Here is a 26,822-nt window from a genome sequence, read left to right as displayed (position 1 = left end):
AGCGAGACAACATCGGCGTTTCAGAGAGCGGAAGAATGGTGCGACTTCCGTACGGCGAGGTTTCGTGAATGGTCTCATGAGAGCGTGGCTGAACGAAGAAGTAGGTCGCGACGGATGCCCCCGTTATCGTAGGCTATGATGTCTCTTATTAGACGCATCAGACAGAGTGGGAACGGTCGAACCGTTCCAATCGAGAGGTGGCACCGCGAGATAATCGTCCTCCATGCAGCATACGCTGTGTGGGGGACTTTTTTATATTCCAGGAGGCGAACAGGGATGGTTCAGACAGACACACTTATCATCGAACAACTTGAACTAAACGGCGACGAGATGACGCCGATCATGATTTTTCAACAACTGAGCGGAACACAGAAATGTTTACTTGAAAGTTCTGCGCATACGGATCAAGGACGGTATTCGATCATCGGTGTCGATCCGGTGGAGATGATTCGGGCAGAGGGGCAAACCGTGACGCGGGAACAGTTGACGACAGGTCGATTGACGCAGGAAACGGGTGATCCAGTACGACTGATGCAACAGATGATCCTCCGGGGTGGCGTCGAAGAAGACCTTCCGTTTTTAGCGGGTGGGATCGGATATGTCGGTTACGACATGATGCGCGCCTATGAAACACTCGGAGCGGTTCCTGAGCGAACGCGCCAACTACCGGACGCGCTACTCGCTGTATACGACCAAATCATCCTGTTCGATCATCTCGAACATCGTGTTCATTTGATTCAGACGTCGCTCGGTGGCATCACCGATCGTGATGAATTACGTCAACGTTTAGCAGAACGGAAAGCGCAACTTGAGCAACCACGGGAGCGAACGGACATCGAGCGTCCACTCCGGGATGTCGTCTATGAACCGTTAATGGATCAAGAGACGTTTGAAGGACTCGTCGAACAAGCGAAGAGACACATCCGCCAAGGCGACGTCTTCCAACTGGTTCTCTCGCAACGACTTGATGCGACGTTCTCAGGTGATCCGTTCCAATTTTATCGGAAGCTTCGTAAGGATAATCCGAGTCCCTATCTCTTTTATATCGACTTAGGCGAAGCAATCGTACTCGGGGCCTCCCCGGAAAGTTTGGTCCAAGTCAAAGGGAATCGAGTGACGACGAATCCGATTGCCGGCACCCGGCGCCGGGGGAAGACGAAAGAGGAAGATGGACGGTTAGCAGAAGAGTTGCTGCACGACGAGAAGGAACGAGCCGAACATCGAATGCTTGTCGATCTTGGACGCAACGACTTAGGACGGATTTGCCAGATTGGTACCGTCGAGGTGACGCGCTTCATGCAAATCGAACGATTCAAGAACGTTATGCATCTCGTCTCGGTCGTTGAAGGTACGCTAGCAGACGGGAAGACTGGAGCAGACGCACTCGTCTCTTGTCTACCGGCAGGGACGGTCACGGGAGCTCCGAAAATCCGAGCGATGCAGTTGATCGACCAGTACGAGCAGGTGAAACGAGAAGTATATGCCGGGGCTGTCGGCTATTTCGATGTTCGAGGGAATATGGATTTTGCCCTCGCGATCCGGACGATGGTGATCAAGGATGGTGTCGCTTCTGTTCAAGCAGGAGCTGGCATCGTCTACGACTCGATTCCACGCCTCGAGTACCAGGAGACGTTACACAAAGCGAAATCACTACTGGAGGTTTGGAAATGATCGTCCTAATTGATAATTATGATTCTTTTACCTATAACCTATACCAATACGCATCCGTTTATACTGACGTTCACGTCATTCGAAACGATGCGGTCAGCATCGAAGAACTACGCGAGATGAAACCAGACGGCATCATCCTCTCACCCGGTCCCGGTCGCCCGGCTGACGCTGGCATCTGCATCGATCTCATTCGTCAATTATCGGGTCAAGTACCAATTCTCGGTGTCTGTCTCGGACATCAGGCAATCGGCGAAGCATTCGGAGGACGCGTCGTCGAAGCACCGATCATCATGCACGGAAAGACATCGATGATCCGACAACCGGGACAACTCTTCGACGACATGACGGAAACGTTAGAGGTCATGCGCTATCATTCGCTGATCGTCGCTCGCAACGACTTACCGACGGAGCTCGTCATCACAGCAGAAACGGATGACCGGACGATCATGGCACTCGAGCACCGGACGCATCCGACCTTCGGAATCCAGTTCCATCCTGAATCTGTCGGAACACCACAAGGACAGCAGATGATTAAACGATTCATTGAATTGACAAAGGAGTGACGAACGATGAAAGAGACGTTATTGAAATTAGCAGAAGCAAAACATTTACGATATGAAGAAATGCAACAGGCAGCACGCGAACTATTTGCGGAAGACGTTACCGATAGCGAAATTGCCGCTTTTCTCGTCGCATTGAAAGCAAAAGGGGAGACTGCAGAAGAATTAGCCGGTCTCGCTTCGATCATGCGCGAGGTCGCCCTCGACATTCCGGTCACCGGCGATTTCATGGATAACTGCGGCACTGGAGGCGACGGCTCACAATCGTTCAACATCAGTACGACAGCCGCCTTCGTTCTGGCAGGTGCCGGCATGAAAGTCGCGAAGCACGGGAATCGGAGTGTCTCGAGTAAAACGGGCAGCGCTGATGTGCTCGAAGCACTCGGGGTTTCGCTCGATGCGACACCGGAACGTTTAGCAGAACAGCTCGAGTCGAACGGAATCGCCTTCTTGTTTGCGCAACGGATGCACCCACGCGTCAAGCAAATCATGAAGGTCCGACGCGATCTGCGGATTCCAACGATCTTTAACTTGATCGGTCCATTGACGAACCCGGTTCCGCTCAAGACACAACTATTAGGAATTTACCGGGAGGATATGCTTGAGACGATGGCGTTGACATTGCACCGACTCGGACGGAAGCGGGCAATCGTCTTACACGGTGCGAATGGAATGGATGAAGCATCCCTTGCCGGAACGAACCAACTCGTCTTACTCGACGAAGGCGAGCTGATCCGCTTCAGTCTTCACCCGGAGGAAGTCGGACTGAAGACCGCACCGCTTGAAGCAATTCGCGGAGGTAGTGCACAAGAGAATGCGGCGATTTTACTCCGTGTTCTTGGTGGAGAGCATGGTGCTTATCGCGACACGGTTCTACTCAATGCGGGAATTGCTCTCTTTGCAGCAAATCGGGCGAAGACGATCGAAGAAGGAATCGCCTTAGCAGCAGATAGCATCGACTCAGGACGGGCGATGGAACGATTGAACCAATTACGACAAATGACACGGGAGGAAGCAATCGGATGAATATCTTAGATCGCATCATCGAAACGAAACGAGCAGAAGTCCTGCAATTAAAATTAAACGGGGTCGAACGGATCAGTCGGGAGGCATTGAAGCCGTCGATTAAGCAACGACTAGCGGGAGCGGATTTATCCGTCATCGCGGAAATCAAACGAGCGTCGCCATCAAAAGGGGCAATCGCACTCGACGTCGATGTCGTCGCTCAGGCAAAACAATATGAAGCGAGTGGGGCGACCGTCATCTCCGTCTTGACGGACGAGACGTACTTCAAAGGGTCGATGGACGATTTAGCGGCAGTCGCTGCAGCAGTCGACATCCCGGTGCTTTGTAAGGATTTCATGATTGATCGGATTCAAATCGACCGGGCAAAAGCACATGGGGCACGGTTGATTCTCTTAATCGTCGCCGCTCTCGAGCAGGAGACGCTTGCTGACTTGTATGCGTATGCTTACGCAGAAGGACTTGAGGTCTTGGTCGAAGTCCATGACGAAGAGGAGTTACGCCGAGCAGAGGCGATTGGTGCGCAAATCATTGGCATCAACAACCGGAACTTGAAAAAGTTCGAAGTTGATTTACAGACATCGGTCGGATTACTCGAACAAAAACAACCGGACGTCCGGTATATCAGTGAGAGTGGCATCAAGACGGTCGAGGAAGCACAGCGATTACACGCTGCCGGTGCAGACGGGATCCTCGTCGGCGAGACGTTGATGCGGGCAGACGATCCGCAAGTCTTCATCCGAGAAGTGAGTGGCGTTCGCGTATGACACGGATTAAGTTCTGTGGTCTCCGGGAAAGAGAACATGTCGAAGCGGCAGTTCGCTTAGCGGACTACATCGGCTTTATCTTTGCTAAAAGTAAACGACAGGTCACGCTGGAAGAGGCGGCTCGTCTCAGACGCGACATTCCAAAAACGGTCCAAGTCGTCGGTGTCTTCGTCTCCCCGACTTACCAGCAGGTGACCGACGCGGTCGAACAAGTCGCGCTAGATCTCGTCCAAATTCATGGTGTCATTCCGAACGGAGAGTTACCAGTTCCCGTCATTCAAGCGATTCCGGTGACGGACATCGGACAAGTAGAGCAACAGACGGATTATTTGCTCGTTGACGCACCGGTTGCTGGAAGTGGCGAGACATTCGACTGGTCACGAGACATTCAAGCCGATCGACCACTGTTCATTGCCGGTGGCTTGACAGCAGGAAACGTCGGAGAAGCAATCAAACGATATCACCCGTTCGCGGTCGATGTCTCAAGTGGCATCGAGACGGATGGACGGAAAGATCCCATCAAAATGCAGGCATTCGCAGATGCCGTAAAGGAGAGAGAAGCATGAGCTACGCACAACCGGATACACTAGGACAATACGGTAAATACGGAGGACGCTACATCCCGGAAACATTGATGCACGCAGTGATCGAACTCGAAGAAGCTTACGCAACCGTAAAAGAAGATCCAGCGTTTCAAGCGCGGATGGACGAATTATTGAAAGAATACGTCGGACGTGAAACACCACTTTATTTTGCCGAACATTTGACGCAAACGATCGGTGGCGCAAAGATCTACTTGAAACGAGAAGACTTGAACCATACCGGTGCCCATAAAATCAACAATACGATCGGTCAAGCGTTATTGGCTGAACGGATGGGGAAACGAAAAATCGTTGCTGAGACAGGGGCAGGACAACACGGTGTCGCGACAGCGACGGTCTGTGCCTTACTCGATCTCGAGTGTGTCATCTTCATGGGAGAAGAGGACGTGCGCCGTCAAGAATTGAACGTCTTCCGGATGGAGTTACTTGGAGCAACCGTCATCCCAGTCACACAAGGCAGTCGGACACTCAAAGATGCCGTCAATGAAGCACTCCGCTACTGGGTCAAACATGTCGAAGACACGCATTACTTGATGGGTTCTGTTCTCGGACCACACCCATTCCCGCAACTCGTCCGTGATTTCCAAGCGGTCATCGGAAAAGAGACACGACGCCAAATCATCGAAAAAGAGGGGCGTCTACCAGAGGCGATCGTCGCTTGTGTCGGCGGCGGTAGTAATGCGATCGGGATGTTCCACCCGTTCATCGATGATACAGATGTAAAATTGTATGGCATTGAAGCGGCGGGCAGCGGAATCGACACAGAGAAACACGCAGCGACGATGACAAAAGGAGAGGTCGGTGTCTTGCACGGCTCGATGATGTATCTCTTACAGGATGCGCATGGTCAAGTACAAGAAGCGCACTCGATCTCAGCTGGACTCGATTACCCGGGTGTCGGACCGGAGCATAGCTTGCTAAAAGATATCGGTCGCGTCCAATATGAAGCGGTGACCGATGAACAAGCACTCGAAGCACTCCAGTTGTTGAGCCGCAAGGAGGGAATCATCCCGGCACTTGAGTCGGCACACGCGATTGCCTACGCGACTCAACTCGCGGCGGAGATGGACAAGGAAGAGATTCTCGTCATCTGCTTATCAGGACGGGGCGATAAAGACGTCGTCACTGTCAGAAACGCACTAAAGGGGGAAGCGTGATGCGATTAGAAACAGCCATTCGTACCGTTACGAGCAAAGGGGAGAAAGCCTTCATTCCGTACGTCATGGGGGGAGATGGAGGAATCGATCAACTCCCGGAAATCCTGTCGTTTCTCGCTGAATCCGGAGCGACAGCGATTGAAGTCGGTGTTCCGTTTTCGGATCCTGTCGCTGACGGTCCGGTCATTCAAGAAGCGGGACTCCGGGCGCTAGAAGTGAACGTTGGACTGAAGGATGTCCTCGAGGCAGTTCGCGTTGCTCGTCAGACCGTCGATGTTCCTGTCGTCTTGATGACGTACTTAAATCCGATTTTCCGCTACGGATTAACGGCGTTTCTAGCGACATGTCGCAAAGTCGGGGTCGATGGACTGATCATTCCTGATTTGCCGCTTGAGCAGAGCGAACAGTTTTTCGAGCAAGAGGACAAATCGGACATCGCGCTCGTCCAGCTCGTCTCCTTGACGAGTCCGATGGAGCGGATTCAAAAGATTGCCGATAAAAGTGAAGGATTCCTCTATGCGGTCACGGTCAACGGAACGACAGGTGGACAGACGACGTTTGATACGGCGCTTGAAGACCACTTAGCGAACGTCGCAGAAAATAGTCCAGTACCAGTCCTTGCCGGGTTCGGGATCAGTACACCGGAACACGTCAAACAATTGAGCCGCCCAGTCTCGGGGGTCATCGTCGGCAGTAAAATCGTCGATTTACTGCATCAGAACGATCGAGAAACAATTCAACAGTTGATGGCAGCACGTCTTGCGGCGACGCCGTCGCATTAATAAAAAGGACCTGACTCAAAAGTCAGTCTATACAAAGATAAGGGTGGCAGAATGATGATCTGCCACCCTTATCTCGTAACAAAAAGAATGACGCGTCACACACCACTCTTACAGGATCAGGCGCATTTATGCGCTGTTAGAGACGAACAAGACCCGCTTTTCTGCTTGAATGAAGCAGGGAAGCTGGCTTGTGTCTCACCTGAGGAAAGGGTGTGAAAAGACGCGTCATTCTTTTTTGAGTCAGCTTCTTTTTCGTATAGATGTCACTGTTGAACGAGCGACTTCTGCAAGTTGGTATACAGCGGTTCGAATCCAAGTTCCTCATAAAACGTGGCGGCACGGTCGTTGACCGCCCAAACGTTTAAGCGAACAGCATCGACCTTTCGCTCGAGTGCGAGTTCTTCTGCAGCCTGCATTAACTGGCGACCAATTCCGAATGAACGATGGGATGAGGTGACACCGACGTCGGTGATGTTCAAGATCCGGACTGGTGTAAATCGATCGGATGCTGGCGCAGTCCACTTGCCGAACAAGTAACCAACGAGTGTTTCTCCGTCAAGCGCTGTCAGACAGAGTTGTTGTTCTGCTTCCACCATCTGACTTAAAGACTCCAGCGTGTACGGTGTCGTTACATCTGGATGAAAGTGAGGCGATAATCGTTGATGGTGCAAGAAGGTCTCTGCCGTCAGTGCAAGCAGTGCAGGGAGGTCTGAAGTACGGCTCGTGCGGATCATCAAGCAATCACTCCAATCATCGATTTTGTTTGAGTACTTCGGCAACAAGACCCGATACATACGGACTGCCACGATCTTCTTTTTCGACCGATTCGATCATGATGGCAACGAGAAGATCTTTTTTGTCGTTATCGTAACCGACGAAGAAGCCATTCTCTTTTCCATCGGTTTCGCCTGCCTTTTTCAATTCTGCCGTACCGGTCTTACCGGCAACATCGACTTCCTTGATTTCGGCCGGGAGCGTGTAGCCGTTATGGACAACGTCATAGAGATCATCACGAATCATCTTCGCGTCTTTCGCATCCAGCAGATCTTTTTTGAAGACTTGCTTCGTTTTTTCCTCTTGTAAAAGAGTCGGACGATAGATTGTTCCATCGGTCAAGAAAATTTCATACATCGACGTTAGATGGAGAATGTTCGTCAGCATCTGTCCTTGTCCGTAGGACGTATCCATCAGCTGTCCATCTGAAGCGATCGTCCCGTCGTTTGAAATCTGAGAAGCGCGTAACGGATACGTAAACGGTAGCTTCTCTCCGTATCCGAGTGATTCAAGTCCAGACGTGAACGCTTTCGTTCCGACCTGTTCGAGTGTTGAACGGGCGAAATAGATGTTATCTGAATAAACGAGCGCATTGTGCAGATTAACGGGTGCTGGCGTCTCGTGAATCCGCGTGACGTTAAATCCATCGATCTTATTTTTCAGTCCATTGATCGTATAGGCTTTTTCCGGGTCAAGTGTTCCACTTTTTAAGCCAACGGCGGCCGTCAGGGGTTTTTGGGTCGAACCGGGTGCGAAGGCACTCGTGAATCGGTTCAACAATGGTTGATCCGGATCTTGCGTCAGTTCATCGAGTCGCGCTTGCGAGATCCCTGACATGAATTCAGAAGGATCAAAGCCCGGGGAGCTAAGTAAGACACGCGTCTCACCAGTTCGCGGATCGATTGCCGATGCCGTTCCTGGATCCTCCTGCATCGTGTCGTACGTCTTTTTCTGGAGCGTAGCATCAATCGTCAACGGAATATCCTCACCATCCGTCGGTTTCGTTTCAGCAACGGTAACGCTTGATCCGTCTTTCTTTTGTAGAATGATCGAGGCACCGGCTTTACCGCGTAACCGATCATCAAGGACTTGTTCAAGACCCCGTTTCCCGACTTGTTCGCCAGCTTGGATTTTATTTTTCGATTCTTTAATCTCGTCTGCTGTTGCCGAACCGATATATCCAATTAAATGAGAGGTTGCTTTACCAAGTGGATACGTTCGGACTTCTGTCTCTTTGACGCTGATTCCAGGAATGTCACGCAATTTTTCAACCGTTGCTTCGTCGGTCAGTGTTTTGAGCGGAACGAATTGTCCATCCTTGACCCAACTTGCTTTTAAGGAATCTTCGACCGATGAGGTCGGGCGGTCGAGCAACTCGGCAACTTGGTCGACATCTTTAAGTTGTCCTGCAGTGGCGCCGACAGCATACCCTTTACCGGAGGTCGCGAGCGGTTTATCGTTCGCGTCGAGTAAATCACCACGTTTGCCTTCTACGGTTTCTAACTGAACCTTGTCTTCTTTCTTAAAGTCTTTTAGAACAAACGAAGAGTCCCAGTCAATGAACCAGTTTTCTGTTTCTCCTTGTTTCTCGAATGTTAACGGGACTTGTTTATCGTAAGCGACAGATCCTGCAACCGTATCGAAGGAGATTCGTACGGGAAGGGACGCTTTTTCGTCATCCGTTGCTTCCTTTGCTTTCTTCCGTTCGACGGATAACTTTTTGATATCAAGCGATTTCGACAACTGTTTTGTCCGGTCGATGAATTCTTTTTTTCCGTATTCCTTTTTAGTAGCCGTACTCGCGTACGTATACATCTTATCGTAATCTTGTTTTTCCCAAAGTTTGATGTAGGCATCAAGACGTTCTTCGGGTGTCGGCTGATCTTGACATCCGGCAAGTAACGTCACACCAAACGTCGCTGATAAAAGAAAGGGGATCGTTCGTTTCATGTGTTTCGCCTCCGTTGTGGATTAGACTCATAATCATACCGTACCACTCCTGTCAGGAGATTTCATCTGAAACACAAAACCGGACTTCTCATGGGGAGAAGTCCGGTGAATCAAGCTTAGTTGAAGTAATTGAGTGGATTGACACTGTTTGCAGCAGACGTTCCGCTGTAGACGTAAGGACCGCGATGCATTTCGAAGTGGAGGTGCGCACCGAATGCGTTACCTGTCGCACCAATCGTACCGATTTTCGATCCTTTAGCAATCGTTTGTCCGACTGAGACAGAGCGACTGTTTAAGTGTGCATACACCGTCGTATATTGAATGCCATTGACGGTATGCGTCATCATGACGTGATTTCCGTATGCGCCGTAATAACGGGATGTGATGACTTTACCAGCAGCCGATGCATAGACAGGTGTGCCTGTTGGAGCACCGATATCGATGCCGTTATGGAACGTATAACCGTAAACGCCACTTGCAGCACCATATCCTTGCGTGATTGGACCGCTTGCTGGACGCGAGAAGCCAGTCGTTGCTTTTGTTGAAGTCGTTGTGCTGTATTTTTTTACGTATGTAGAAGAAACGTAGCGTGATGCGCCACCGTATGAAATTTTTGTCCATGAACCGGAAACACCGAGATAATTGAATGTCTGTCCTGTATTGACGCTACCGACGATTTTATAAGCTGTTGATGGACCTGTACGGACACGAAGCCCGTCTGCTGTGACCTTTACCTTATATGTCGTTGCAGCTTCAACTTTCGAAGCACTCGTTGTTGCAAAACCTGAAACTACCAAAGCTGTCATTGTCATTGTTGTAAGTAAACGTTTCATTGAGTGTTTTTCCTCCTTAAAAATCTGAAGCGACAGAACGGATCATTACAAAATTGTAAGAATTTATGTATATTTATTTATTTTAAAGAATGATTTTTCGCCTGAGATGATTATAGCATCGTCAATAACACGAAAATATTTCAAATATGTTTCAAAATTACGCTTTGTTAACATATATTGTAATGGATTAATAAGTAAAAAAGAACTGACAAAGAGTCAGTTCTTTTTTCGATGAACCTATACTGTTATTCAGCAGAAGAGGGTGAAAACACGGTTAAATGTTGCGGGAGCACTTCGACAGTCACAGGAACATGACCTGCTGTATCCCCATCGGCATTAATCGGCAATTCTTCTTTCGAGCGAATTTCGACACGTGTCGTCGTGAAGTGTTCGATTTGATCGGCTTTTGATAATCCCCCCGTGATGAGTTTGGGTAATGCTTGGAGCGCATCAAAGAATCCAAGCTTCGTAATGATGAACCCATGCAACAGTCCATCATCGACTTTTGCGTCTTCTGCAAAGGATTCGAACCCTCCGACGGAATTCGTCAAGGCGATAATCAACAAGTGTGCTTCTCCATCAAATTGTTTCTCAGCAGAATCAATTTCAATCGGATAGGGGCTATGATCCTTGAAGGCTTTTAGACCTTCAATGAAATAAGCGACCGATCCGAGTGACGTTTTTTGTTCGACACTGACCTCCTCGACGGCTTCTGCAATCAGACCAACAGCGATGACGTTCATGAAGTAATGGTCATCATATTTACCGATATCGAGCGGTCGGGCAGGGGCGTCAGCTAGAATCTGAATCGCCTCTTCGGGATCCGTCGGAATGTGTAATGCGCGCGATAAGTCATTGACCGTTCCGAGTGGCACGATCCCGAGTGTTGGGCGATGCGGTTGTTCGGCAATTCCGGTGATGACTTCATTGACCGTTCCGTCACCTCCCATGGCGATGACAGCATCGTAATTAGACTGGGCAGCATGACGCGCAAATTCCGTCGCATCGTGTTCTTTTTCCGTGAACCGAACGTCGACGGTTTCAAAGCGGGTAGCAAGCGTCTCTTCAGCGAGCGTCGCGTGTTTTTTTCCGAGTTCTTTACCAGAAGACGGGTTGATGATCAACATGGCTTGAGACAAGATGAATTCCTCCTTCGGGACAATCTGTTGACTTTTTCCCTGTCCGATGAAAACATAATCCAAATTCTTTTTTACAAATAAAAACACCGAGTAGGCGCATGGCTTCCTCGGTGTTGAAGTTTGAACTCAGAGTTAAATTATTGTGATGGCGGCACTTCACCAGCAGCAGGACGAGCTTCTTCTTCAACGTCCCAACACTCCGTATTTTCAATCCCGAGTGCTTTTGCTGAGAAGACAGGATCGAGTCCCTGTTTCCGTTGTTCCTGATAATCTTTGATGACTTTGAGAGCGATGCCGCTCAAGAGGAGGATCGCTGTCATATTGATTAATGTCATGCCTGCCATGAAGAGATCGGCAAAACTCCATACCATACCGAGGCTGAGAACAGATCCGATGAAGACGAAGCCCATTGTCGCAATCCGGAAACCGAAGACGGCTGCTGGACTTTGTTTGATGAACTCGATGTTCGTCTCACCGTAGTAGTAACTACCAACGATCGAACTAAAAGCAAACAAGAAGACGCTGAGTGCGATGAATGGTGGGGCAATTGCACCAAATTCTTCGGAGAGCGCGTTTTGCAACATGCCGATTCCTTCGCCATTTCCAGCAGCATAACTATCACTGAGGAGAATAATCGTTGCTGTCGCTGTACAGACGATCAACGTATCAAGGAATACACCAAGTGTTTGTAAGAAACCTTGTTTTGCTGGGTGAGAGACTTCAGCCGCCGCCGCAGCGTTCGGAGCAGACCCCATTCCCGCTTCGTTTGAGAACAATCCGCGTTTGACACCGAGTGAGATTGCAGCACCGACCGAGCCACCGAATGCTTGCTCGATTCCGAAGGCACTTTTGAAAATCATTGCGAACACACCAGGAAGTTCCGTCAGGTTCGTAACGACGACATAAAGAGCAGCAATCAAGTAGAGACCTGCCATGATAGGAACGATGATTGCAGAGAACTTCGCGACACGGTGGACACCACCAAAGATGACGAGTCCCGTCAAGACGACGAGTGCTGCGCCGACGACAGCTGTGTTGATACCGAACGCATTGTCAAAGGCAGCGGCAATCGTGTTTGATTGAACGGAGTTGAAGATAAGGCCGAACGTCACAGCAATCAAGATTGCAAAGACGATTCCGAGAGCTCGGTTCTTCAAGCCTTTTTCGATGTAGTAGGCAGGACCACCACGGTATGCGTTCGATTTCGTATCGCGTACTTTATAGACTTGAGCCAGTGTACTTTCGATGAGAGCCGTCGCGCCCCCTAAGAGAGCGACCATCCACATCCAGAAGACGGCACCTGGTCCGCCGAGTGTGACGGCAATCGTGACACCGGCAAGGTTACCCGTACCGATCCGTGTCGCCGCACCGATGAAGAATGACTGGAGAGAAGTGATGCTTTCTCCTTTATCGTCTGTTGTTTGTTCACTTTTATCGAGCGTGACGCGGAACATCTCTTTTAAGTAAGTGAATTGGATGAAGCCAGTTCGGATCGTGAAGTAGATCCCGCCGCCGATCAATACAGCGATTAATACATACGACCATAAAATGTTGTTGGCGTAATCGACACTTCCTTGAATGACTTGCTGAATGGCGTTCATGATGGTGTATTCCTCCCAAAGAATAATAAAAGCTATACGCTAAATTATACGAATTTTCAGACAATAAGCAACAACAAAATAAAATAAAATTTTAAAACTTAATAAAGTTAGCTAAATGTTAGGAGTTAAAAACATTGTAGGTGAACGAAAAAACTGCCACTCTCGGTATCGAGAGTGACAGGCAAGTAAAGCTAAATCATCCATACTGTAGCAATTGTTCGTATAGGTCATCGAGTTGCTGTTGGATGCTTTTAGAAACGGTATCGGTCGGTTTTTCACGTTTTGCTAATTTCTGTTCAAGCCGCTCGATCTGCACTTCTAACTCATGTTGTGACAAGCGTTTTGGTTTTTGAGGGGTTACGTGGAGTGAGGAAGACGTAGCGAACTCAGTACGCTTCTGTTGAGCATACGCATACGTACCATGATAACGCGTCAGACCATTTTCGAGCCACAGGATCTGCGGAAAAAGCCGATTTAAGAAATAGCGGTCGTGTGAGACGGCAATCAATGTACCAGAAAAATTCTCGAGTGCTTCTTCGAGTGTCTCTCTTGATTCAATATCGAGATGGTTCGTCGGCTCGTCGAGAATTAATACATTGACCGACGAATGAACGAGGACGGCGAGTTGCAATCGCACACGTTCGCCTCCGCTCAGTGACAAAATGGACCGAAAGACAGTTGGTCCAAAGAACAGGAACCGGGCTAGGATATGGCGGGCTTCCGCTTCTGGAACGGCAATCCGGTCTCTAAACCAGTCGATTAACCGCGCGTCCTCCTCGAAATGGGCATGCTGGGACAGGTAACCGATCCGATTCGATGGTCCACGCGTGAGTGTGCCTGCCTCTGGTGATAATTCGTCAAGCAGCAGTGAGAGCAACGTCGATTTCCCACTCCCATTCGTTCCGACGATCGCGATCCGATCCTGTGCCATGATCTCGAACGAGACGTCATCAAAAATGTGGCGAATTCCGTAAGCAAACGAGAGTTCTTCAGCGCGAAAGACGACTTGGCTCGTGTGATCAGTGGAAGAGAAGGAGACATCAGCGGTTTTGGCTTCGAGTTGTGGTCGTTTAATCCGTTCGATCCGCTCGAGTGCTCGTTCCATTGATTTTGCTTTACGGAATAATTTCTCACTCGGTGGAGACGCTTCGTTTGCCCATTGCCGGAGTCGACGAATCGCTTCCTTCATTTTCTTTATTTTTTTCTGTTGCTCTTGGTAGGCGTGGAACTGTTCCATCAAGCGACGTTCTCGTTCGACGACGAACGCGCTGTAATTCCCTATATAGGTTGTCAGTTCACCGTCCTCGAGTTCAACGATCGAGGTGACGACGGCGTCTAAGAAGACCCGGTCGTGAGAGACGAGCAGGATGGTTCCTGTGTAGTCCCGTAAGAACTGCTCTAGCCATTCCACGGCAGCTAAATCAAGATGGTTCGTCGGTTCGTCAAGAATGAGCAGATTTGGCTCCATGAGTAACATGCGACCGAGACAAATCTTCGTCTGTTCACCACCGCTCAACTGGTGGAAAGGACGAGTGAGTAACGGACGAAGGTGTAACCCGTTCACCATGCGCTCGATTTTCGAGTCGAGTAGATAGCCATCCTTTTGTTCGAACGCATTCGTCGCTTCCGCATATCGTGCGAGTAACGCATCCAGATTCTCTGGTGCTGTCGCCATCATTTGCTCCAACTGTTGCATCCGAGAACGGATCGCGAGGATGTCTTCAAACGCTGTCCAAAGGACGTCGAGTCCGGTCATCGTCTCACTATATACAGGAAGTTGTTCCAGATAGCCGATCGTCAAACCGCTCTTTTGATAGATGACACCACCGTCCGGTTGCTCAAGGCGAGCGAGCAAGCGGAGTAATGTCGTCTTGCCACTCCCGTTTCGTCCAATTAGACCGACACGGTCGTGTTCGTTTAAGAAGAGGGAAACATCCGTTAAGATCGTTTCGCCTCCGAATTGTTTGGTTAGGTGTTGAATGTCGCAAATCATCATAATCAATTGATCCTTTCGCGCGCATCAAAAAAAGGAGAGCGCAAATAGCACTCTCCATCACGTGTGAAAGATGCGCTTTGCTGTATTTTTCAATCATGAAGTTCTAAAAAAGGGCAGACGGGTGCCTTAGAACGCCATTCCATGAAAAATCGCGCGCAACAGATACAATTGTTCCATCAACCAGTGTTTGCACGCGGCAAAGTCCATCTTTTCACACCACCTTTCGTTTCAGATATCTCTAGTTTACTATTTTTTTGTCAGTTACGGAAGTCTGAATTATTTGAACACGCCAGCGATTGAACTGAAGAAGTCACTGAGTCCATCGAATAATTTAGCGAAGAAACCTTTCGTTTCTTCTGATGTTGCGAACGCGTGGATGTCTTGCCCCGCATTTTTCAAACCACTCTCGATTTGTCCCCAGTTGATGTTCGCTTGCTCCATTTGATTGAATAGATTCGTCAACCGGTCCATTTGTGCGTCAGACAACTGGATATTGTTGTTTTGAATGACTTGGACGATCAGGTTTTCGATCTCGACTTTGGTTTCCGGTTTTTGATTGGCGATCTCAGCCTTGATCTCATTCATTAAGTCAGCGACTTTATCCGTGCCGACCGTTTTTCCGACGTCTGATGTGACCGATAATTCTTGCTGTGCTAAATCCTTGCGTTCGTCACTTAACTTAATTCCAGTCTCAGCGGAAGTTTGATCGTACGCTTTCATGATTCCTGTCAGTGCCGATGTCCCGGTCACCTTGTAGGGAGAAGTGATCGTGATATCGGCATCTTTGACACCCGCTGTGACGAGAGCGTTGAGATACATATCCTTTGTCACCCATGTGATGTTCTCCGTCGAGACGGAAAGTCCATCACCTTTTTCCGTCAGTTCGATCTTAGCCGACGAATACATGTTGCCACCTTTTTGCGACTGTGGAATGTTTTTCCCGAGATATTTTTCTTCGTCAGCAGAAGTGGCGATGATCGGTGTGATGCCTTCCGGTGCATTGAGACGGGAAAGCACCCATGCTTTATCCTTTGCGCCGAGCGACTCCCCGAGTGTGACGATCGTCTTATCGACGACTTGTTCGGCAGATGCGGCTGTCGGGAGTAATAGAGCAGAAGCGATAACGGCTGACGCCATGATTTTTGTTGGTGTATGCATAATGAAATCCTCCAATTGTAAGTAACAGAATGAATTATAGTATCAGGTACTAAAGTTAGTGTACGAGAACGAAAGAAGTTCGGAATCGGTCTGTAGATGGAGACGGCATCCGTCTTCTGACACTCCATAGTATAGCGAAAAGAGGACAACTTGACTTCCATTTTCAGCATGCTATAGTGGATGGGAATCGAATAATGACCACTAGGGGAGTCGGTAGACCGACTGAGACGAACGAAGACGTTCGGACCCTTTGAACCTGATTAAGTTCGTACTTACGGAGGGAAGTGGCGTCAAGTCTTGTTCTTCTTGCGCCATGCCCGTGTGTTTCGGGGTGGTGTTTTTTCGTTTCATACTAAACGAGGAGGATGAGATCATGACATTCACACAAGAAATCAAACAAGCGGCACAAGCGTATTGGGATAGTAGTTTTACGCACCCATTTGTACAAGGAATCGGGGAGGGGACGTTACCGCTCTCGAAATTTCGGCATTACGTCATGCAGGATGCCTATTACTTAAAACACTTTGCGAAGATTCAAGCGAAGGCAGCGTCAAAAGCAGACGACTTCGCGACGATCGCGACACTTGCCGAGCATGCTACTTCGACTTACGAGGCAGAGTTGAGCTTACATCAATCATTTTTTGAGCCGCTCGGTATTACGGAAGCAGATCTTGAAGCATTTGAACCGGCACCGACAGCATATGCGTATGTCTCCCACATGCATCATGCGAGTGAAGGAACGCTCGGTGAGACGATTGCTGCCATCTTGCCATGTTACTGGTTGTATTATGAAGTCGGACAGCAATTACTGACGTGTACTCCGGAAGAAAAAATCTATCAGCAATGGATCGACACGTACAGCTCGGAATGGTTTGAAAAGGTCGTCTTTGAACAGATTGCACGGCTTGATGCGCTGGCGGAACAAGCGAGCCCGATGGAACGCGAGCGGATGAAACGTCATTTCGTGACAAGTTGTTACTATGAGTTACTCTTCTGGCACATGGGGTGGACGGAAGAGACGTTTGCGTCAGTTTACGAAACGATTCCAGCACGAGCGGTATCTTCTTGAATCAATAAATGGTAGAATTAGGAATACCATTTAGTGAAAGTAGGGATTGGAATGGAAATCATCGTGATCGCACTTGTGATTCTCGCGGCATATGTCGTGCAACAGGTGCTCGGAAAAGTAAAAGTGAGATTTGTTGGGTACATCATTCCCATCTTGATGGCGGTGTACGGAACATATGCTACGATTCAGAATTTTCAGGTGTTGCTTCAGTTCGGTTTTACAACGGGGAGAACTATCGCGACTGTCCTGGTCGTCGTCCTCTACGCTTCGTTGACTTATTCACTTCATCGTGTCTACGAGCGTGCGAAAGCAGAAGCCGAATCTGCATATCCATCATTAAAAGACCGAGGCATCCTTTAAGGAGCTTCGGTCTTTTGTGTATCATGTCCTCATTTTTTCCAGTTTTTAAAGCCGTCACCGAATTTAAGATGCAGTTGATCGGTAAAGACACCGTTCTGAAAGACCGGCACATCAACCGGTAAAGTGCCTTGCGGTTTGAACGTTCCGAAGATCGCTCGGATACCTGCAGGCAGGTTCGGTCCCGCTGATTTTAGATTGCCTGCTTCGGAGTCTGGACCGTTCGGGTCACCTTTGAAGCCATAGACGAGGACGTGTGCCGGTGCGTCCGGTTGTACGGCGACATCGTATGGGTTACGGAGACTGAGCAGGACGGATGGTGTATCCGTTTGTTTCGCATAGCGGAAGATCGAAGCCGGAATCGCTTGTTCTGGTGCAGTAGGTAGTAGTTTAGCACTCGTGTTGACGTTGGAACCGACGATGATGTAATCTGCTGCATCGAGTTGCGCCCGTAATGTCGGGTTTTGGTCGAGCGGTAGCGTAGTAGCCGAGTAATTCGCTGTCGTCACGTGCCAGTTCCGATTCTTCGGTAGGGAAGCGATCGTTTTTTTCATGCTGTCCGTTTGATCCGCCGCAGGAGCGATCACAAGAACGTTGGCATTCTTTTTCGGTTTGAATGGTAACGTCCGCTGATCATTTTTCACGAGTGTGACCGCGGCTTCCGTCATCGCACGTTCTTTTGCTTTATGCTCGGGACTACCGACGATTTGGTTCGATTGCGCGATTTTTTCAGCTAGGGATGTCGTGTCAGTCGTACCGTTCCAAATTCCGCGTTCTGCTTTCAGTGTCAGAATCCGCTCAACCGATTGATCGATCCGTTCCTCTGAGAGGCGACCATCTTTGACTGCTGCGATCACATCCTTGAAAATCCGGTCGAGTTTTGTGACATCCTGCTCGGAACGAAGGATCGTCGGCATGAGCGCGATATCGACACCGGCGTCAAACGTCTTTAAAACGGCTTCTGATTCCGTGAAGTTGTCGGCAATCGCCTGCATGTTCAACGCGTCTGTGATGACGATGCCATCGTAGCCAAGTTTTTCGCGCAGTACGCCCGTGATGACATCATCCGATAACGTCGCAGGTAAAGGGAAGGTACCGCTTTTCGATGAGACGACTTCGGGTTCGATTTGCGGCATTCCGATATGTCCCGTCATGACCATATCGATGTCTTCAGCAATAGCTCGCTTGAACGGGGCGAGCTCGACTTGTTCCAGTTCCTGCAAGGACCGGTCGACGACCGGCAAGCCATAGTGGGAATCGGTCGCTGTATCGCCGTGACCCGGGAAGTGCTTGGCAGTCGCTGCGACGCCTTCATCCTGAATTCCCTTCATCAAAGCGGAACCGAGTGTGCCGACGAGCTCCGGATCACTCGAGAACGAGCGGACACCGATGACGGGATTTCCAGGGTTGCTGTTGACATCAAGATCCGGACCGAAGTTGACATTGATGCCGAGTGCACGCAGTTCCGAACCGATGATGTGACCGGCATCATTCGCGTATGCACTACTACGGGTCGCACCTAACGCCATATTGCCGGGTAAGTTCGTTCCTGTTCCGAGCCGAGTGACGATGCCGCCTTCTTGGTCGATCGTGACGAACAGCGGAATATCGTTGCTGTCGTCTTGTTTGACGACTTCTTGCAGATCATGAACGAGTTTCGTCGTCTGTTCGGTTTCGCTGACGTTCTCAGCAAACAAGATGACGCCACCTAAATCATAACGGTCGATGATGTTCGCGACTTCTGGGGCAAGCGACGTATGGTTGCTACCATCCCACTGCCGGAAGTCCGGCATGATCATTTGCCCGATTTTTTGTTCGAGTGTCATCGTGTCGATTTTTTGACTGATCCGATCGGCTGAAGACCCTGCCTCTGCCATGACAGGCAAACTACTTGAGACAAGTACTGCTGCGAGTCCTGCTGTTAACGTGAACTGTCCGATTTTTTTCATGATGTACGTCCTCCTTTAGTCAAACCGTGACTGGAATTCTTTTCAATACGGACAGTATAGCAAGGGGGTTATTTTAAAACAATATTTTATTTGTAAACGATTTCAAATTGAAATAAAATTCAATAAAAAAGTGATTCCCCTGAAGAGGAATCACTTTCAAGTAAATTCGATCGATTGATTAGCTATAGCGTTCCACGATGCTTGTCAGCTGACGTTCGACGAACGATTGATCTTGCAATTCACTATTGGACAGACGCAATTTGATCATTGACTCATCCGCACCAGCCATTTCACTGAACAATGATCCGAGACTGTGCGCACGACGATCGACTTGGACGATTAAATCAATCCCAGACCCGTCTTGAAGCATGATGATTTCAATCTCATCCAGTTTATGAGCGTAGTGTGTATTGCGAGCTGAATATTCAAGCTCCTGAGCAATCGGTAAATCTTTCCGGAATCGTCCAGGTAATTTTTCCGTGTCGGCTTTTTTCAATCGGAAGCCAAGTGACTCCATGGCATCTAAGACTGTTGCTTGGTAGCGGTTTGCTTCGACGATGACGGCGTCACGGTCCGATGGATCAACGGCTTGAGCGATGTCGAGTCCCGTCTCGATCCACGATTTCGATTGACTGACGGAGAGTGGTGTATTCAGCGGTACGCGTAATGTAAAGGGAATTTCCCGCTCGACACCCGCTTCAATCGTGAACTTCGCTTCATTTAAGGCAAATCGGTCGAGCGTGAAGGTCGTGAACGTCGTGCTATCATTGACTTCTTGTTTGTACTGCGTGTTGAATTCAAGATAAATTCGATCAATTTCTTGATCGACGTTTCCGCCCTTGATATGGACGACACCGTGAATTTGACCGCCTGGTTCACAGCGGTCATCCGTCAAGCGTGTATCGACCGTTGCGGCACCGATTCCGATTTGTGAGAGAATTTTTTTGAACATGATGAATTCCTCCTTTTGATTACGTACGAATGATAAAGCGTGTAAACTTGTCGAACAGGTACGAATTTGCTACAGTTTCGAAAGAACATCAGAAAAGGACGGGACGACTAGTGGAACTACATGAATTAAAAGCGAGTCTTGCCTCGCAAATCACGCAAGGAACACTGATCCATGCAACGATAAGTAATCCGCGTCAAAAATCAAATGATCTCCGACGAATCAAGGTAAAACCGATTCTATTAAGAGATACGGTGATGATGCAGGTAGAGTTTCAATTTGAACGCGTTATGAAGCATGAAAATATTTTAATTGACGATTTCGTCGGACGACTCGATGACTGGTTCACGGAATTCCGTCAATTCTTATTCCGTTTTGAAGAAGAAGAATGGCAATTCCAGCTCTCGAAAAAGATGAAAGTCGCGCTCAAGACATCCAAAAAGGAGCCGATGAAAGCTCTCTTGTCGCATGACCGGAAAAAAACCTATCTATTAGAAGACGGTGTGCCGGTTCCGTTTCTGATTCGCTTAGGCGTCATGACGGAAGCGGGTCAAGTCAAAAAACAGAAGTATGATAAGTTTAAACAAATCAATCGCTTTCTTGAATTCGTTGAGGATAGCATTGCTGCCTTGCCAAAAGAAAAAAAACTCCGGATCTTGGACTTCGGATGCGGGAAGTCGTATTTGACGTTCGCTCTCTATCATTATCTAAAAGTCGTCAAAGGATTCGACCTCGAAGTGACAGGTCTTGATTTAAAGAAAGAAGTCATCGAAGAATGTACGCAAATTGCGCGTGATCTGGATTATACCGATCTGACATTCCGCGTCGGGGACGTTCATGATTACACAGGGGAGACGGAAGTCGACCTGATGGTGACACTTCACGCTTGTGATGTCGCGACGGACGTCGCACTCGCACGAGCTGTCGACTGGAATGCATCAGTCATCCTGAGCGTACCGTGCTGTCAAAAGGAATTGAACCGTCAACTGGACTGTTCGCCACTCGATGTCATGCTCCAGCACGGACTGATCAAAGAAAAATTCGCATCACTGGCGACAGATTCGATTCGTGCCGAGTTGCTAACACTGGTCGGATATGAAGCGCAACTTCTCGAATTCATTGATCTCGAGCACACACCGAAGAACATCTTGATTCGAGCATACAAACAAAACAAGCGACCAACGGAAGAGAAAATCGATCGTTACATCGCGTTCCGTGATTTGTTGCATGCCCGACCATTTTTAGAAACTGAATTAAGCGGCAGACTTGGACAGATTTCACCGAAACTCGTACAATAAGAAGGAGAACGAATCAAAGGAGGCAATACGATGGATTTCCAAATGTATTTTGAAGATGTCGTCCAAACAGCCCGCAAAGAAGCGCAAGCTGCTGGATTTGAAGAATTAACGACGCCAGAGAGCGTGGATGAAGCAATGAAACGCGAAGGGCTAACACTTGTCCTTGTCAATTCGGTGTGTGGATGTGCTGGCGGGATCGCCCGTCCTGCTGCAGCGTACGTTAATCGGAAAGAGGGCATCAAGCCCGATCATTTCGTCACGGTATTCGCTGGACAAGATCGCGAAGCGACAGACCGTGCGCGTGAATACTTCGAAGGTTATCCACCTTCATCTCCGTCATTTGCATTAATGCAAGATGGAAACATCCTCTCGATGGTCGAGCGGTTCGACATCGAATCGTTCACGGCAGAAGAGGTCGTCGAGAAACTTGAATCATTGATTGAAATCTATGCATAAGCAAAGAAGACTCCTGATAAAGGGGTCTTTTTTTTACGCATTCATGAGATTAAGATAATAAATTTTAAAATTGAAAGCGTTTGCAAAATTGTATAAAAAGTCATTTATGCATGATTTATGAATAGAAAGTCAAAAAAATTTATATATTTATGCTTTACAGTGAATAAATATTCGTATATCCTAAAAGCAATAGAACAGGTCAGGCTTTTCGGTATTGAATTGGACATACACATAAGTCATACTATTGTTAAAGTTCTGACAATTGAGCGTTGGAAGGGGAAAACTCGAATGAAAAAATTATTAGCAACGGCAATGGCAGGCATTCTGGCAGTCACGATGGCAGCATGTGGCGCGTCGGAAGAATCAACAGGTGGTTCAAGCAAAAGCGATAAAGTATTGACGATGGGAACGTCAGCGGATTACTTCCCATTTGAATACATCGATACGAAAAAAGGAGAGGACATCGTCGGGTTCGACGTTGCGATCGCCAAAGAAGTCACGAAAAATCTCGGATATGACTTAAAAATCGAAGACATGGAATTCGGTAGCCTACTTGGTGCCCTCAGCTCAGGTCGTGTCGACTTCGTCATGGCGGGTATGACACCAACGGAAGAGCGGAAGAAAAACGCTGACTTCACGGACATCTACTTCGAATCAAAAAACTTGGTCATGACGAAGGATAAAGCCATCAGTTCGGAAGACGAACTCAAAGGCAAAAAAATCGGTGTCCAGCTTGGATCAATCCAAGAGGGACTCGCAAAAGATCGCTTCAAAGATAGCGAAGCGGTTCCTTTAAACAAAATCCCAGAAATCATTCAAGAATTGAATACAGGTCGGATCGATGCCCTCATCATCGAGGATGCAGTTGCCGTCAAATACATGGATCAAGATGCATCCCTGAAAACGTACCAGATTGAAGAAGATGGTCCAGCTGGATCAGCGATCGCCTTCAAAAAAGGTGACAAGATGCGTGACGATTTCAACAAAGAGTTGAAGAAGATGATTGACAGTGGTGAAATCGATAAATTGGCAGAAGAATGGTTCCAAAAAGAAGCAAAATAAGTCAAGTGCATGGGGGTGGGGGTAACCTCATCCCTTTTGTGCGACGTTAGGAGATTGATTATGATAGACTTTACAAAGATTCAAGATTCAATTCCATATATTCTTGAGGGGATTCCGGTCCTTTTCCAAGTCGTCATCGTGGCGGCCATTGCCGGGATGCTGATCGGAATCGTCGTCGCGGCACTGAAAATCACGAAGAGCCGTTTCATCCGTTTCATTGGTCATACGTATACGGCGATCTTCCGGGGAACCCCATTGATCTTGCAACTGGCGATCGTCCACTTCGGATTACCACAGTTGACAGGGTATGTCACGACAGGATACCAATCGGCAATCATCGCCTTCTCCTTGAACTCCGGAGCGTACATCTCGGAAATCATTCGGGCCGGGATTCAAGCCGTTGATCGTGGGCAGTGGGAAGCTGCAGATGCGCTTGGTATTTCGTATTTCAAACAACTCCGTTCGATCATTTTGCCGCAAGCCTTTAAAAATATCCTTCCAGCGATCATGAACGAATTGATCACGTTGACGAAGGAATCGGCACTCGTCTCGACGGTCGGTGTTCTCGATGTCATGCGTCGTGCACAAATCGTTGGAGGAGAAAAGGCGATTTATTTCGAACCGTTGTTGTTTGCCGGATTCGTATATTTTGTTCTCGTCATGGGATTGAGCTTGATAGGCCAACAAGTCGAAAAAGCTATGAGAAAGAGTGGGTAATCAGATGGAACCTATGATCCAAGTCACCGATTTGCATAAGCAATTCGGAAAATTAGAAGTATTAAAAGGTATCTCGACGACAGTTACACGCGGTGAAGTCGTCGCTGTCATTGGACCGTCGGGATCCGGTAAATCAACATTTCTACGTTGTATCAACTTACTTGAACAACCAACGAGTGGAACGATCATCGTCGATGGTTTTGAACTGACGAAACCAAAAGCGAACATCTCGAAAGCACGTCAGAACATCGGAATGGTGTTCCAACAATTTAACTTGTTCCCGCATAAGTCTGTCCTTGATAATCTGACGTACGCACCAATCAACGTTCTCGGTATTTCGAAAGACGAGGCAGTCAAGCGGGCAGAGACGTTACTTGAGCGTGTCGGTCTAGCTGAGAAACGCGATAATTATCCGAACCAGTTATCAGGTGGACAAAAACAACGGGTCGCAATCGCACGTGCCCTTGCGATGGAACCGAACGTCATGTTGTTTGATGAACCGACGTCAGCGCTTGACCCAGAGATGGTCAACGAAGTACTGGACGTCATGAAACAATTGGCGGAAAGCGGAATGACGATGGTCATCGTCACTCACGAGATGGGCTTCGCCAAAGAAGTCGCGGATCGCGTCTTGTTCCTCGATGAGGGGATTCTGATGGAAGAAGGTTCACCGATCGAACTCTTCGACAATCCGAAGACGGACCGGGCGAAAAAATTCCTCGAAAAAGTTTTATGAGCACAGTACGCTAACTCTGAAGAGGGTTAGCGTTTTTCGGTTTTTAGTAGAGAGGGGGATAAGAATGAAAAAATTGCTTGAAGGTCATCATACTCGTCTGACGCGTTTTCAGTCGGAAGATACCGAAGTGATGCAACGTCTGCTTGACGATGCAACGTTTGCTCGCCATTTCAGTGCGACGCCATATCGTCACTTATCGAAGGAAAAGATTGAACAGATGATGGCGACGGATGCTCCGGAGACGTTTCGGTTTGCGATTCGTAACTTCGAAGATGAACGGATGATTGGGGTGGTCGCATTAGAAGATATTTTACCGACACATGGAACGGCATGGCTGATGATCGGCATCGATCCGGATTGTGAAGGACAAGGGTATGCGACGGATGCGCTACAGACAATCCTCGAATACGCTTTCTTCGAACTGAATCTGTACCGGATTCAATTGACGGTCTTTGAGTATAATACACGTGCGGTTCAACTGTACGAACGATTCGGGTTCGTACAGGAAGGAAGATACCGTGCCTTTTTACGACGAGACGGAGAGCGGCATGATATGTTACTGTACGGGTTACTCGAACCGGAATGGAGAGATCGACAATGATTCAAGAAACGGAAATCTTCGTCCGGTCGTTTCACGCGACGGACTTTTCTGGTCATGATTATGCCCATATCGAACGGGTTCGCCATTTAGCGTTACATATTGCCAAACAAGAAGGCGGGAACGTTAAAATCATCGAACTGGCGGCCTTACTTCATGACGTAGCAGATAGTAAACTCGGGGGAACGGCAGAGACGGTCGCGACCTTCTTGCAAGGAAAAGTGACAGAAGAAGAACAGGAACAAATTCTAGACATCATCACGAGCCTGTCCTATAAAGACGGTACACGCCCACCGATGCAAACGATCGAAGGGCAAGTCGTTCAAGATGCTGATCGTCTCGATGCCATCGGTGCAATCGGGATTGCGCGCACATTTCAGTTCGCTGGTCGGTTCGGGGAGCCGATGCATGTACCTGGACTAGCACCACGAGAACCGGGTGACCGAAAGGGAGAGACGAGTGCCCTGAATCATTTTGAAGAAAAGTTATTCCGGCTAAAAGATTTAATGAATACGAAAACAGCACTTCTTTTAGCAGAGGAGCGACATCGCTACATGGAAGAGTTCGTTAATCGTTTTAAGCAGGAATGGGAGGGCGCTACGGGAGAAGTAGGTGATATGTAAATCAATTTAAACACATAAGGCGCGTTGTCCGGTTCATTTTCCAGACAACGCGCCTTATGTTGTATTTAACTAAGGATGATGGCAGTAATTAACCCAAGTGCTGCGAACAGACCAACGATCGCACCACCTTCCTCATGAGCTTCCGGCATCATCGTCGAAGCGAGCATCGCAATGATTCCACCGCTTGCGAAGCCACCGATCATGGCGAATTGCATGTCCGGGAGTTCTGCGAGAATCGTGTAGCCGGCGAGTGAGGCGAGGGCGGAGATCAACCAGACGACTCCCCACATCAGTAATACTTTATTCTTCGAAAAGCCATCTTTTCGTAAACCGGTCGTACTCGATAAACCTTCCGGGATGTTGCTGACGAAAATCGCCGCGACGAGTGCCGCGCTGACATTTCCCGATAACAGACTGGCACCGATCATGATTGATTCCGGGATCGCATCAAGAATCGTCCCGAAAAAAATCGCTGTTCCCGTGCCTTCGTTCCCACCAGACGAGCGTTTCCGTTTACTCGCGCCGCGTGACGAAACGAATAGGTCAAAGCCCGTAAAGACGAGTGCGCCGACAATGAAAGAGATTGCGACGACGAGTGTCGTTGACTTCTTTAATGCTTCATCGAGTAACTCGAACGTCGCTGCTCCAATCAAGATCCCGGTTCCAAACGACATGATGTAACCAATCAGGCGTTGCTTTAAGGGTAAGTACAATCCGAATAGGGCACCGATGACAACGGCACCACCTGCTAGCGCTCCCCAACCGAACGCTTCCCACATACGATCGCCTCCTTCTTGTCCTTTCTACCTGTTCTAGATAATTCATAAACATAGCGAAAAGAAAGAAAAAAAGTTCGCGACGCATGCAAGGGGCTGACTTAAAAACAGAATGACGCGTCATTTCACGCCTTTTCCTCAGGCGAGACACAAGATCCTGTAGGAATGACGTGACACGTGTCATTCTTATCTTTGTGGAGACTGACTTCTTGAGTCATT

Annotated in this window: 26 protein-coding genes, 1 riboswitch and 1 other annotated feature (1 of these 28 running past the window's edge); of the genes, 16 read left to right on the top strand and 10 right to left on the bottom strand. The window is 48.5% G+C overall.

What is annotated here, in order from left to right; genetic code table 11:
* Positions 1–225: a binding site (T-box leader), on the top strand; it begins 24 nt to the left of the window's first position.
* A gap of 51 nt (positions 226–276) precedes the next feature.
* The 7 genes from trpE to trpA are packed head-to-tail and all read left to right on the top strand — an operon-like array spanning position 277 to position 6,562.
* Complete coding sequence (gene trpE, locus KNQ06_RS10110; RefSeq protein ID WP_215148124.1) at positions 277–1,671, top strand: anthranilate synthase component I; 1,395 nt, start codon at positions 277–279, stop codon at positions 1,669–1,671.
* Positions 1,668–2,234 (top strand): anthranilate synthase component II, encoded by a 567-nt coding sequence (locus KNQ06_RS17020; protein WP_251133509.1) that lies wholly within the window; start codon positions 1,668–1,670, stop codon positions 2,232–2,234. Before trpE ends, KNQ06_RS17020 begins: the two co-directional genes overlap by 4 nt.
* Positions 2,235–2,240: 6 nt before the next feature.
* The gene (trpD, locus tag KNQ06_RS17015) at positions 2,241–3,257 is read left to right on the top strand and encodes an anthranilate phosphoribosyltransferase (RefSeq protein WP_035398277.1); all 1,017 of its coding nucleotides are present in this window, start codon (positions 2,241–2,243) and stop codon (positions 3,255–3,257) included.
* A complete protein-coding gene (gene trpC / locus KNQ06_RS10100) occupies positions 3,254–4,021 on the top strand; it encodes an indole-3-glycerol phosphate synthase TrpC (protein WP_058713633.1) in 768 nt (255 codons plus the stop codon). The genes trpD and trpC overlap by 4 nt, the downstream gene beginning before the upstream one ends.
* The gene (locus tag KNQ06_RS10095; protein WP_215148122.1) at positions 4,018–4,587 is read left to right on the top strand and encodes a phosphoribosylanthranilate isomerase; all 570 of its coding nucleotides are present in this window, start codon (positions 4,018–4,020) and stop codon (positions 4,585–4,587) included. Before trpC ends, KNQ06_RS10095 begins: the two co-directional genes overlap by 4 nt.
* Entirely contained in the window at positions 4,584–5,780 is a 1,197-nt protein-coding gene (trpB, locus tag KNQ06_RS10090; RefSeq protein WP_023467602.1) for a tryptophan synthase subunit beta, read from the top strand. Before KNQ06_RS10095 ends, trpB begins: the two co-directional genes overlap by 4 nt.
* Positions 5,780–6,562 carry a tryptophan synthase subunit alpha gene (gene trpA / locus KNQ06_RS10085; RefSeq protein WP_215148120.1) on the top strand — a complete coding sequence of 261 codons (783 nt, stop codon included), beginning with the start codon at positions 5,780–5,782 and terminating at the stop codon, positions 6,560–6,562. The genes trpB and trpA overlap by 1 nt, the downstream gene beginning before the upstream one ends.
* A 263-nt stretch (positions 6,563–6,825) precedes the next feature.
* Here the strand turns inward: trpA and KNQ06_RS10080 are convergent, their stop codons facing one another.
* From KNQ06_RS10080 to KNQ06_RS10050, 7 genes are all read right to left on the bottom strand, one after another.
* Entirely contained in the window at positions 6,826–7,296 is a 471-nt protein-coding gene (locus KNQ06_RS10080; protein WP_215148118.1) for a GNAT family N-acetyltransferase, read from the bottom strand.
* A 16-nt stretch (positions 7,297–7,312) separates the two neighbouring features.
* Positions 7,313–9,286, bottom strand: coding sequence for a penicillin-binding transpeptidase domain-containing protein (locus tag KNQ06_RS10075; protein ID WP_215148116.1), 1,974 nt, complete (start codon positions 9,284–9,286; stop codon positions 7,313–7,315).
* Positions 9,287–9,402: 116 nt separating this feature from the next.
* Complete coding sequence (locus KNQ06_RS10070; RefSeq protein ID WP_149426982.1) at positions 9,403–10,119, bottom strand: M23 family metallopeptidase; 717 nt, start codon at positions 10,117–10,119, stop codon at positions 9,403–9,405.
* Positions 10,120–10,364: 245 nt separating this feature from the next.
* The gene (locus tag KNQ06_RS10065; RefSeq protein WP_023467607.1) at positions 10,365–11,258 is read right to left on the bottom strand and encodes a diacylglycerol/lipid kinase family protein; all 894 of its coding nucleotides are present in this window, start codon (positions 11,256–11,258) and stop codon (positions 10,365–10,367) included.
* A 137-nt stretch (positions 11,259–11,395) separates the two neighbouring features.
* Positions 11,396–12,859: an alanine/glycine:cation symporter family protein gene (locus KNQ06_RS10060; RefSeq protein WP_064300273.1), complete on the bottom strand. Its 1,464-nt coding sequence runs from the start codon at positions 12,857–12,859 to the stop codon at positions 11,396–11,398.
* A 196-nt stretch (positions 12,860–13,055) separates the two neighbouring features.
* Positions 13,056–14,855, bottom strand: a complete 1,800-nt coding sequence (abc-f, locus tag KNQ06_RS10055) for a ribosomal protection-like ABC-F family protein (protein ID WP_214769111.1) — start codon at positions 14,853–14,855, stop codon at positions 13,056–13,058.
* Between the two features lie 276 nt (positions 14,856–15,131).
* The gene (locus KNQ06_RS10050; protein ID WP_023467610.1) at positions 15,132–16,013 is read right to left on the bottom strand and encodes a DUF1002 domain-containing protein; all 882 of its coding nucleotides are present in this window, start codon (positions 16,011–16,013) and stop codon (positions 15,132–15,134) included.
* 193 nt (positions 16,014–16,206) lie between these two features.
* A riboswitch (TPP riboswitch) is annotated at positions 16,207–16,313 on the top strand.
* Positions 16,314–16,386: 73 nt separating this feature from the next.
* On the opposite strand from KNQ06_RS10050, the gene tenA reads away from it, so the two are divergent.
* Together tenA and KNQ06_RS10040 are read left to right on the top strand one after the other, a co-directional pair.
* Positions 16,387–17,082 (top strand): thiaminase II, encoded by a 696-nt coding sequence (tenA, locus tag KNQ06_RS10045; RefSeq protein WP_215148114.1) that lies wholly within the window; start codon positions 16,387–16,389, stop codon positions 17,080–17,082.
* Positions 17,083–17,133: 51 nt separating this feature from the next.
* Positions 17,134–17,442, top strand: coding sequence for a hypothetical protein (locus KNQ06_RS10040; RefSeq protein WP_215148112.1), 309 nt, complete (start codon positions 17,134–17,136; stop codon positions 17,440–17,442).
* Positions 17,443–17,471: 29 nt separating this feature from the next.
* On the opposite strand, the gene KNQ06_RS10035 is transcribed toward KNQ06_RS10040, so the two are convergent.
* Complete coding sequence (locus KNQ06_RS10035) at positions 17,472–19,388, bottom strand: glycoside hydrolase family 3 protein (RefSeq protein ID WP_215148110.1); 1,917 nt, start codon at positions 19,386–19,388, stop codon at positions 17,472–17,474.
* A gap of 178 nt (positions 19,389–19,566) precedes the next feature.
* Positions 19,567–20,340 carry a sporulation protein gene (locus KNQ06_RS10030; protein WP_058705388.1) on the bottom strand — a complete coding sequence of 258 codons (774 nt, stop codon included), beginning with the start codon at positions 20,338–20,340 and terminating at the stop codon, positions 19,567–19,569.
* Between the two features lie 110 nt (positions 20,341–20,450).
* Here KNQ06_RS10030 and KNQ06_RS10025 point away from each other — a divergent pair, with 110 nt between their 5' ends.
* The 7 genes from KNQ06_RS10025 to KNQ06_RS09995 all read left to right on the top strand — a co-directional run bounded on the left by KNQ06_RS10025 (position 20,451) and on the right by KNQ06_RS09995 (position 25,827).
* Positions 20,451–21,635 carry a class I SAM-dependent methyltransferase gene (locus KNQ06_RS10025; protein ID WP_215148108.1) on the top strand — a complete coding sequence of 395 codons (1,185 nt, stop codon included), beginning with the start codon at positions 20,451–20,453 and terminating at the stop codon, positions 21,633–21,635.
* Positions 21,636–21,665: 30 nt separating this feature from the next.
* A complete protein-coding gene (locus KNQ06_RS10020; RefSeq protein WP_023467616.1) occupies positions 21,666–22,091 on the top strand; it encodes a BrxA/BrxB family bacilliredoxin in 426 nt (141 codons plus the stop codon).
* Between the two features lie 288 nt (positions 22,092–22,379).
* Positions 22,380–23,153: a transporter substrate-binding domain-containing protein gene (locus KNQ06_RS10015; protein WP_029341130.1), complete on the top strand. Its 774-nt coding sequence runs from the start codon at positions 22,380–22,382 to the stop codon at positions 23,151–23,153.
* A gap of 57 nt (positions 23,154–23,210) precedes the next feature.
* Positions 23,211–23,870: an amino acid ABC transporter permease gene (locus KNQ06_RS10010; protein WP_035398698.1), complete on the top strand. Its 660-nt coding sequence runs from the start codon at positions 23,211–23,213 to the stop codon at positions 23,868–23,870.
* 13 nt (positions 23,871–23,883) lie between these two features.
* Entirely contained in the window at positions 23,884–24,606 is a 723-nt protein-coding gene (locus tag KNQ06_RS10005) for an amino acid ABC transporter ATP-binding protein (protein ID WP_029341132.1), read from the top strand.
* 64 nt (positions 24,607–24,670) lie between these two features.
* Complete coding sequence (locus tag KNQ06_RS10000) at positions 24,671–25,207, top strand: GNAT family N-acetyltransferase (RefSeq protein ID WP_215148106.1); 537 nt, start codon at positions 24,671–24,673, stop codon at positions 25,205–25,207.
* Positions 25,189–25,827 (top strand): HD domain-containing protein, encoded by a 639-nt coding sequence (locus tag KNQ06_RS09995; protein ID WP_215148104.1) that lies wholly within the window; start codon positions 25,189–25,191, stop codon positions 25,825–25,827. Before KNQ06_RS10000 ends, KNQ06_RS09995 begins: the two co-directional genes overlap by 19 nt.
* 65 nt (positions 25,828–25,892) lie before the next feature.
* Here KNQ06_RS09995 and KNQ06_RS09990 read toward each other — a convergent pair whose 3' ends face one another.
* Positions 25,893–26,606 (bottom strand): ZIP family metal transporter, encoded by a 714-nt coding sequence (locus tag KNQ06_RS09990; protein WP_047390876.1) that lies wholly within the window; start codon positions 26,604–26,606, stop codon positions 25,893–25,895.
* Positions 26,607–26,822 lie beyond the last annotated feature (216 nt).

The sequence above is a fragment of the Exiguobacterium sp. s91 genome, from assembly GCF_018618915.1.
GTDB lineage: Bacteria > Bacillota > Bacilli > Exiguobacteriales > Exiguobacteriaceae > Exiguobacterium_A > Exiguobacterium_A abrahamii.
Note: the sequence above shows the minus strand (reverse complement) of the source record. Positions and strands in the feature narration are given on the sequence as shown.

What these genes read in the sequence shown, in the direction of transcription:
- KNQ06_RS10005 (WP_029341132.1), top strand. Translation starts at nt 23,884, where the DNA reads ATGATCCAAGTCACCGATTTGCATAAGCAATTCGGAAAATTAGAAGTA.
- KNQ06_RS10075 (WP_215148116.1), bottom strand. Translation starts at nt 9,286, where the DNA reads ATGAAACGAACGATCCCCTTTCTTTTATCAGCGACGTTTGGTGTGACG.
- KNQ06_RS10035 (WP_215148110.1), bottom strand. Translation starts at nt 19,388, where the DNA reads ATGAAAAAAATCGGACAGTTCACGTTAACAGCAGGACTCGCAGCAGTA.
- KNQ06_RS10060 (WP_064300273.1), bottom strand. Translation starts at nt 12,859, where the DNA reads ATGAACGCCATTCAGCAAGTCATTCAAGGAAGTGTCGATTACGCCAAC.
- KNQ06_RS10030 (WP_058705388.1), bottom strand. Translation starts at nt 20,340, where the DNA reads ATGTTCAAAAAAATTCTCTCACAAATCGGAATCGGTGCCGCAACGGTC.
- abc-f (WP_214769111.1), bottom strand. Translation starts at nt 14,855, where the DNA reads ATGATGATTTGCGACATTCAACACCTAACCAAACAATTCGGAGGCGAA.
- KNQ06_RS10050 (WP_023467610.1), bottom strand. Translation starts at nt 16,013, where the DNA reads ATGCATACACCAACAAAAATCATGGCGTCAGCCGTTATCGCTTCTGCT.
- KNQ06_RS09990 (WP_047390876.1), bottom strand. Translation starts at nt 26,606, where the DNA reads ATGTGGGAAGCGTTCGGTTGGGGAGCGCTAGCAGGTGGTGCCGTTGTC.
- trpD (WP_035398277.1), top strand. Translation starts at nt 2,241, where the DNA reads ATGAAAGAGACGTTATTGAAATTAGCAGAAGCAAAACATTTACGATAT.
- KNQ06_RS10015 (WP_029341130.1), top strand. Translation starts at nt 22,380, where the DNA reads ATGAAAAAATTATTAGCAACGGCAATGGCAGGCATTCTGGCAGTCACG.
- trpE (WP_215148124.1), top strand. Translation starts at nt 277, where the DNA reads ATGGTTCAGACAGACACACTTATCATCGAACAACTTGAACTAAACGGC.
- KNQ06_RS10020 (WP_023467616.1), top strand. Translation starts at nt 21,666, where the DNA reads ATGGATTTCCAAATGTATTTTGAAGATGTCGTCCAAACAGCCCGCAAA.
- KNQ06_RS10000 (WP_215148106.1), top strand. Translation starts at nt 24,671, where the DNA reads ATGAAAAAATTGCTTGAAGGTCATCATACTCGTCTGACGCGTTTTCAG.
- KNQ06_RS10040 (WP_215148112.1), top strand. Translation starts at nt 17,134, where the DNA reads ATGGAAATCATCGTGATCGCACTTGTGATTCTCGCGGCATATGTCGTG.
- tenA (WP_215148114.1), top strand. Translation starts at nt 16,387, where the DNA reads ATGACATTCACACAAGAAATCAAACAAGCGGCACAAGCGTATTGGGAT.
- KNQ06_RS10080 (WP_215148118.1), bottom strand. Translation starts at nt 7,296, where the DNA reads ATGATCCGCACGAGCCGTACTTCAGACCTCCCTGCACTGCTTGCACTG.
- KNQ06_RS10070 (WP_149426982.1), bottom strand. Translation starts at nt 10,119, where the DNA reads ATGAAACGTTTACTTACAACAATGACAATGACAGCTTTGGTAGTTTCA.
- KNQ06_RS09995 (WP_215148104.1), top strand. Translation starts at nt 25,189, where the DNA reads ATGGAGAGATCGACAATGATTCAAGAAACGGAAATCTTCGTCCGGTCG.
- trpB (WP_023467602.1), top strand. Translation starts at nt 4,584, where the DNA reads ATGAGCTACGCACAACCGGATACACTAGGACAATACGGTAAATACGGA.
- KNQ06_RS10095 (WP_215148122.1), top strand. Translation starts at nt 4,018, where the DNA reads ATGACACGGATTAAGTTCTGTGGTCTCCGGGAAAGAGAACATGTCGAA.
- KNQ06_RS17020 (WP_251133509.1), top strand. Translation starts at nt 1,668, where the DNA reads ATGATCGTCCTAATTGATAATTATGATTCTTTTACCTATAACCTATAC.
- trpA (WP_215148120.1), top strand. Translation starts at nt 5,780, where the DNA reads ATGCGATTAGAAACAGCCATTCGTACCGTTACGAGCAAAGGGGAGAAA.
- trpC (WP_058713633.1), top strand. Translation starts at nt 3,254, where the DNA reads ATGAATATCTTAGATCGCATCATCGAAACGAAACGAGCAGAAGTCCTG.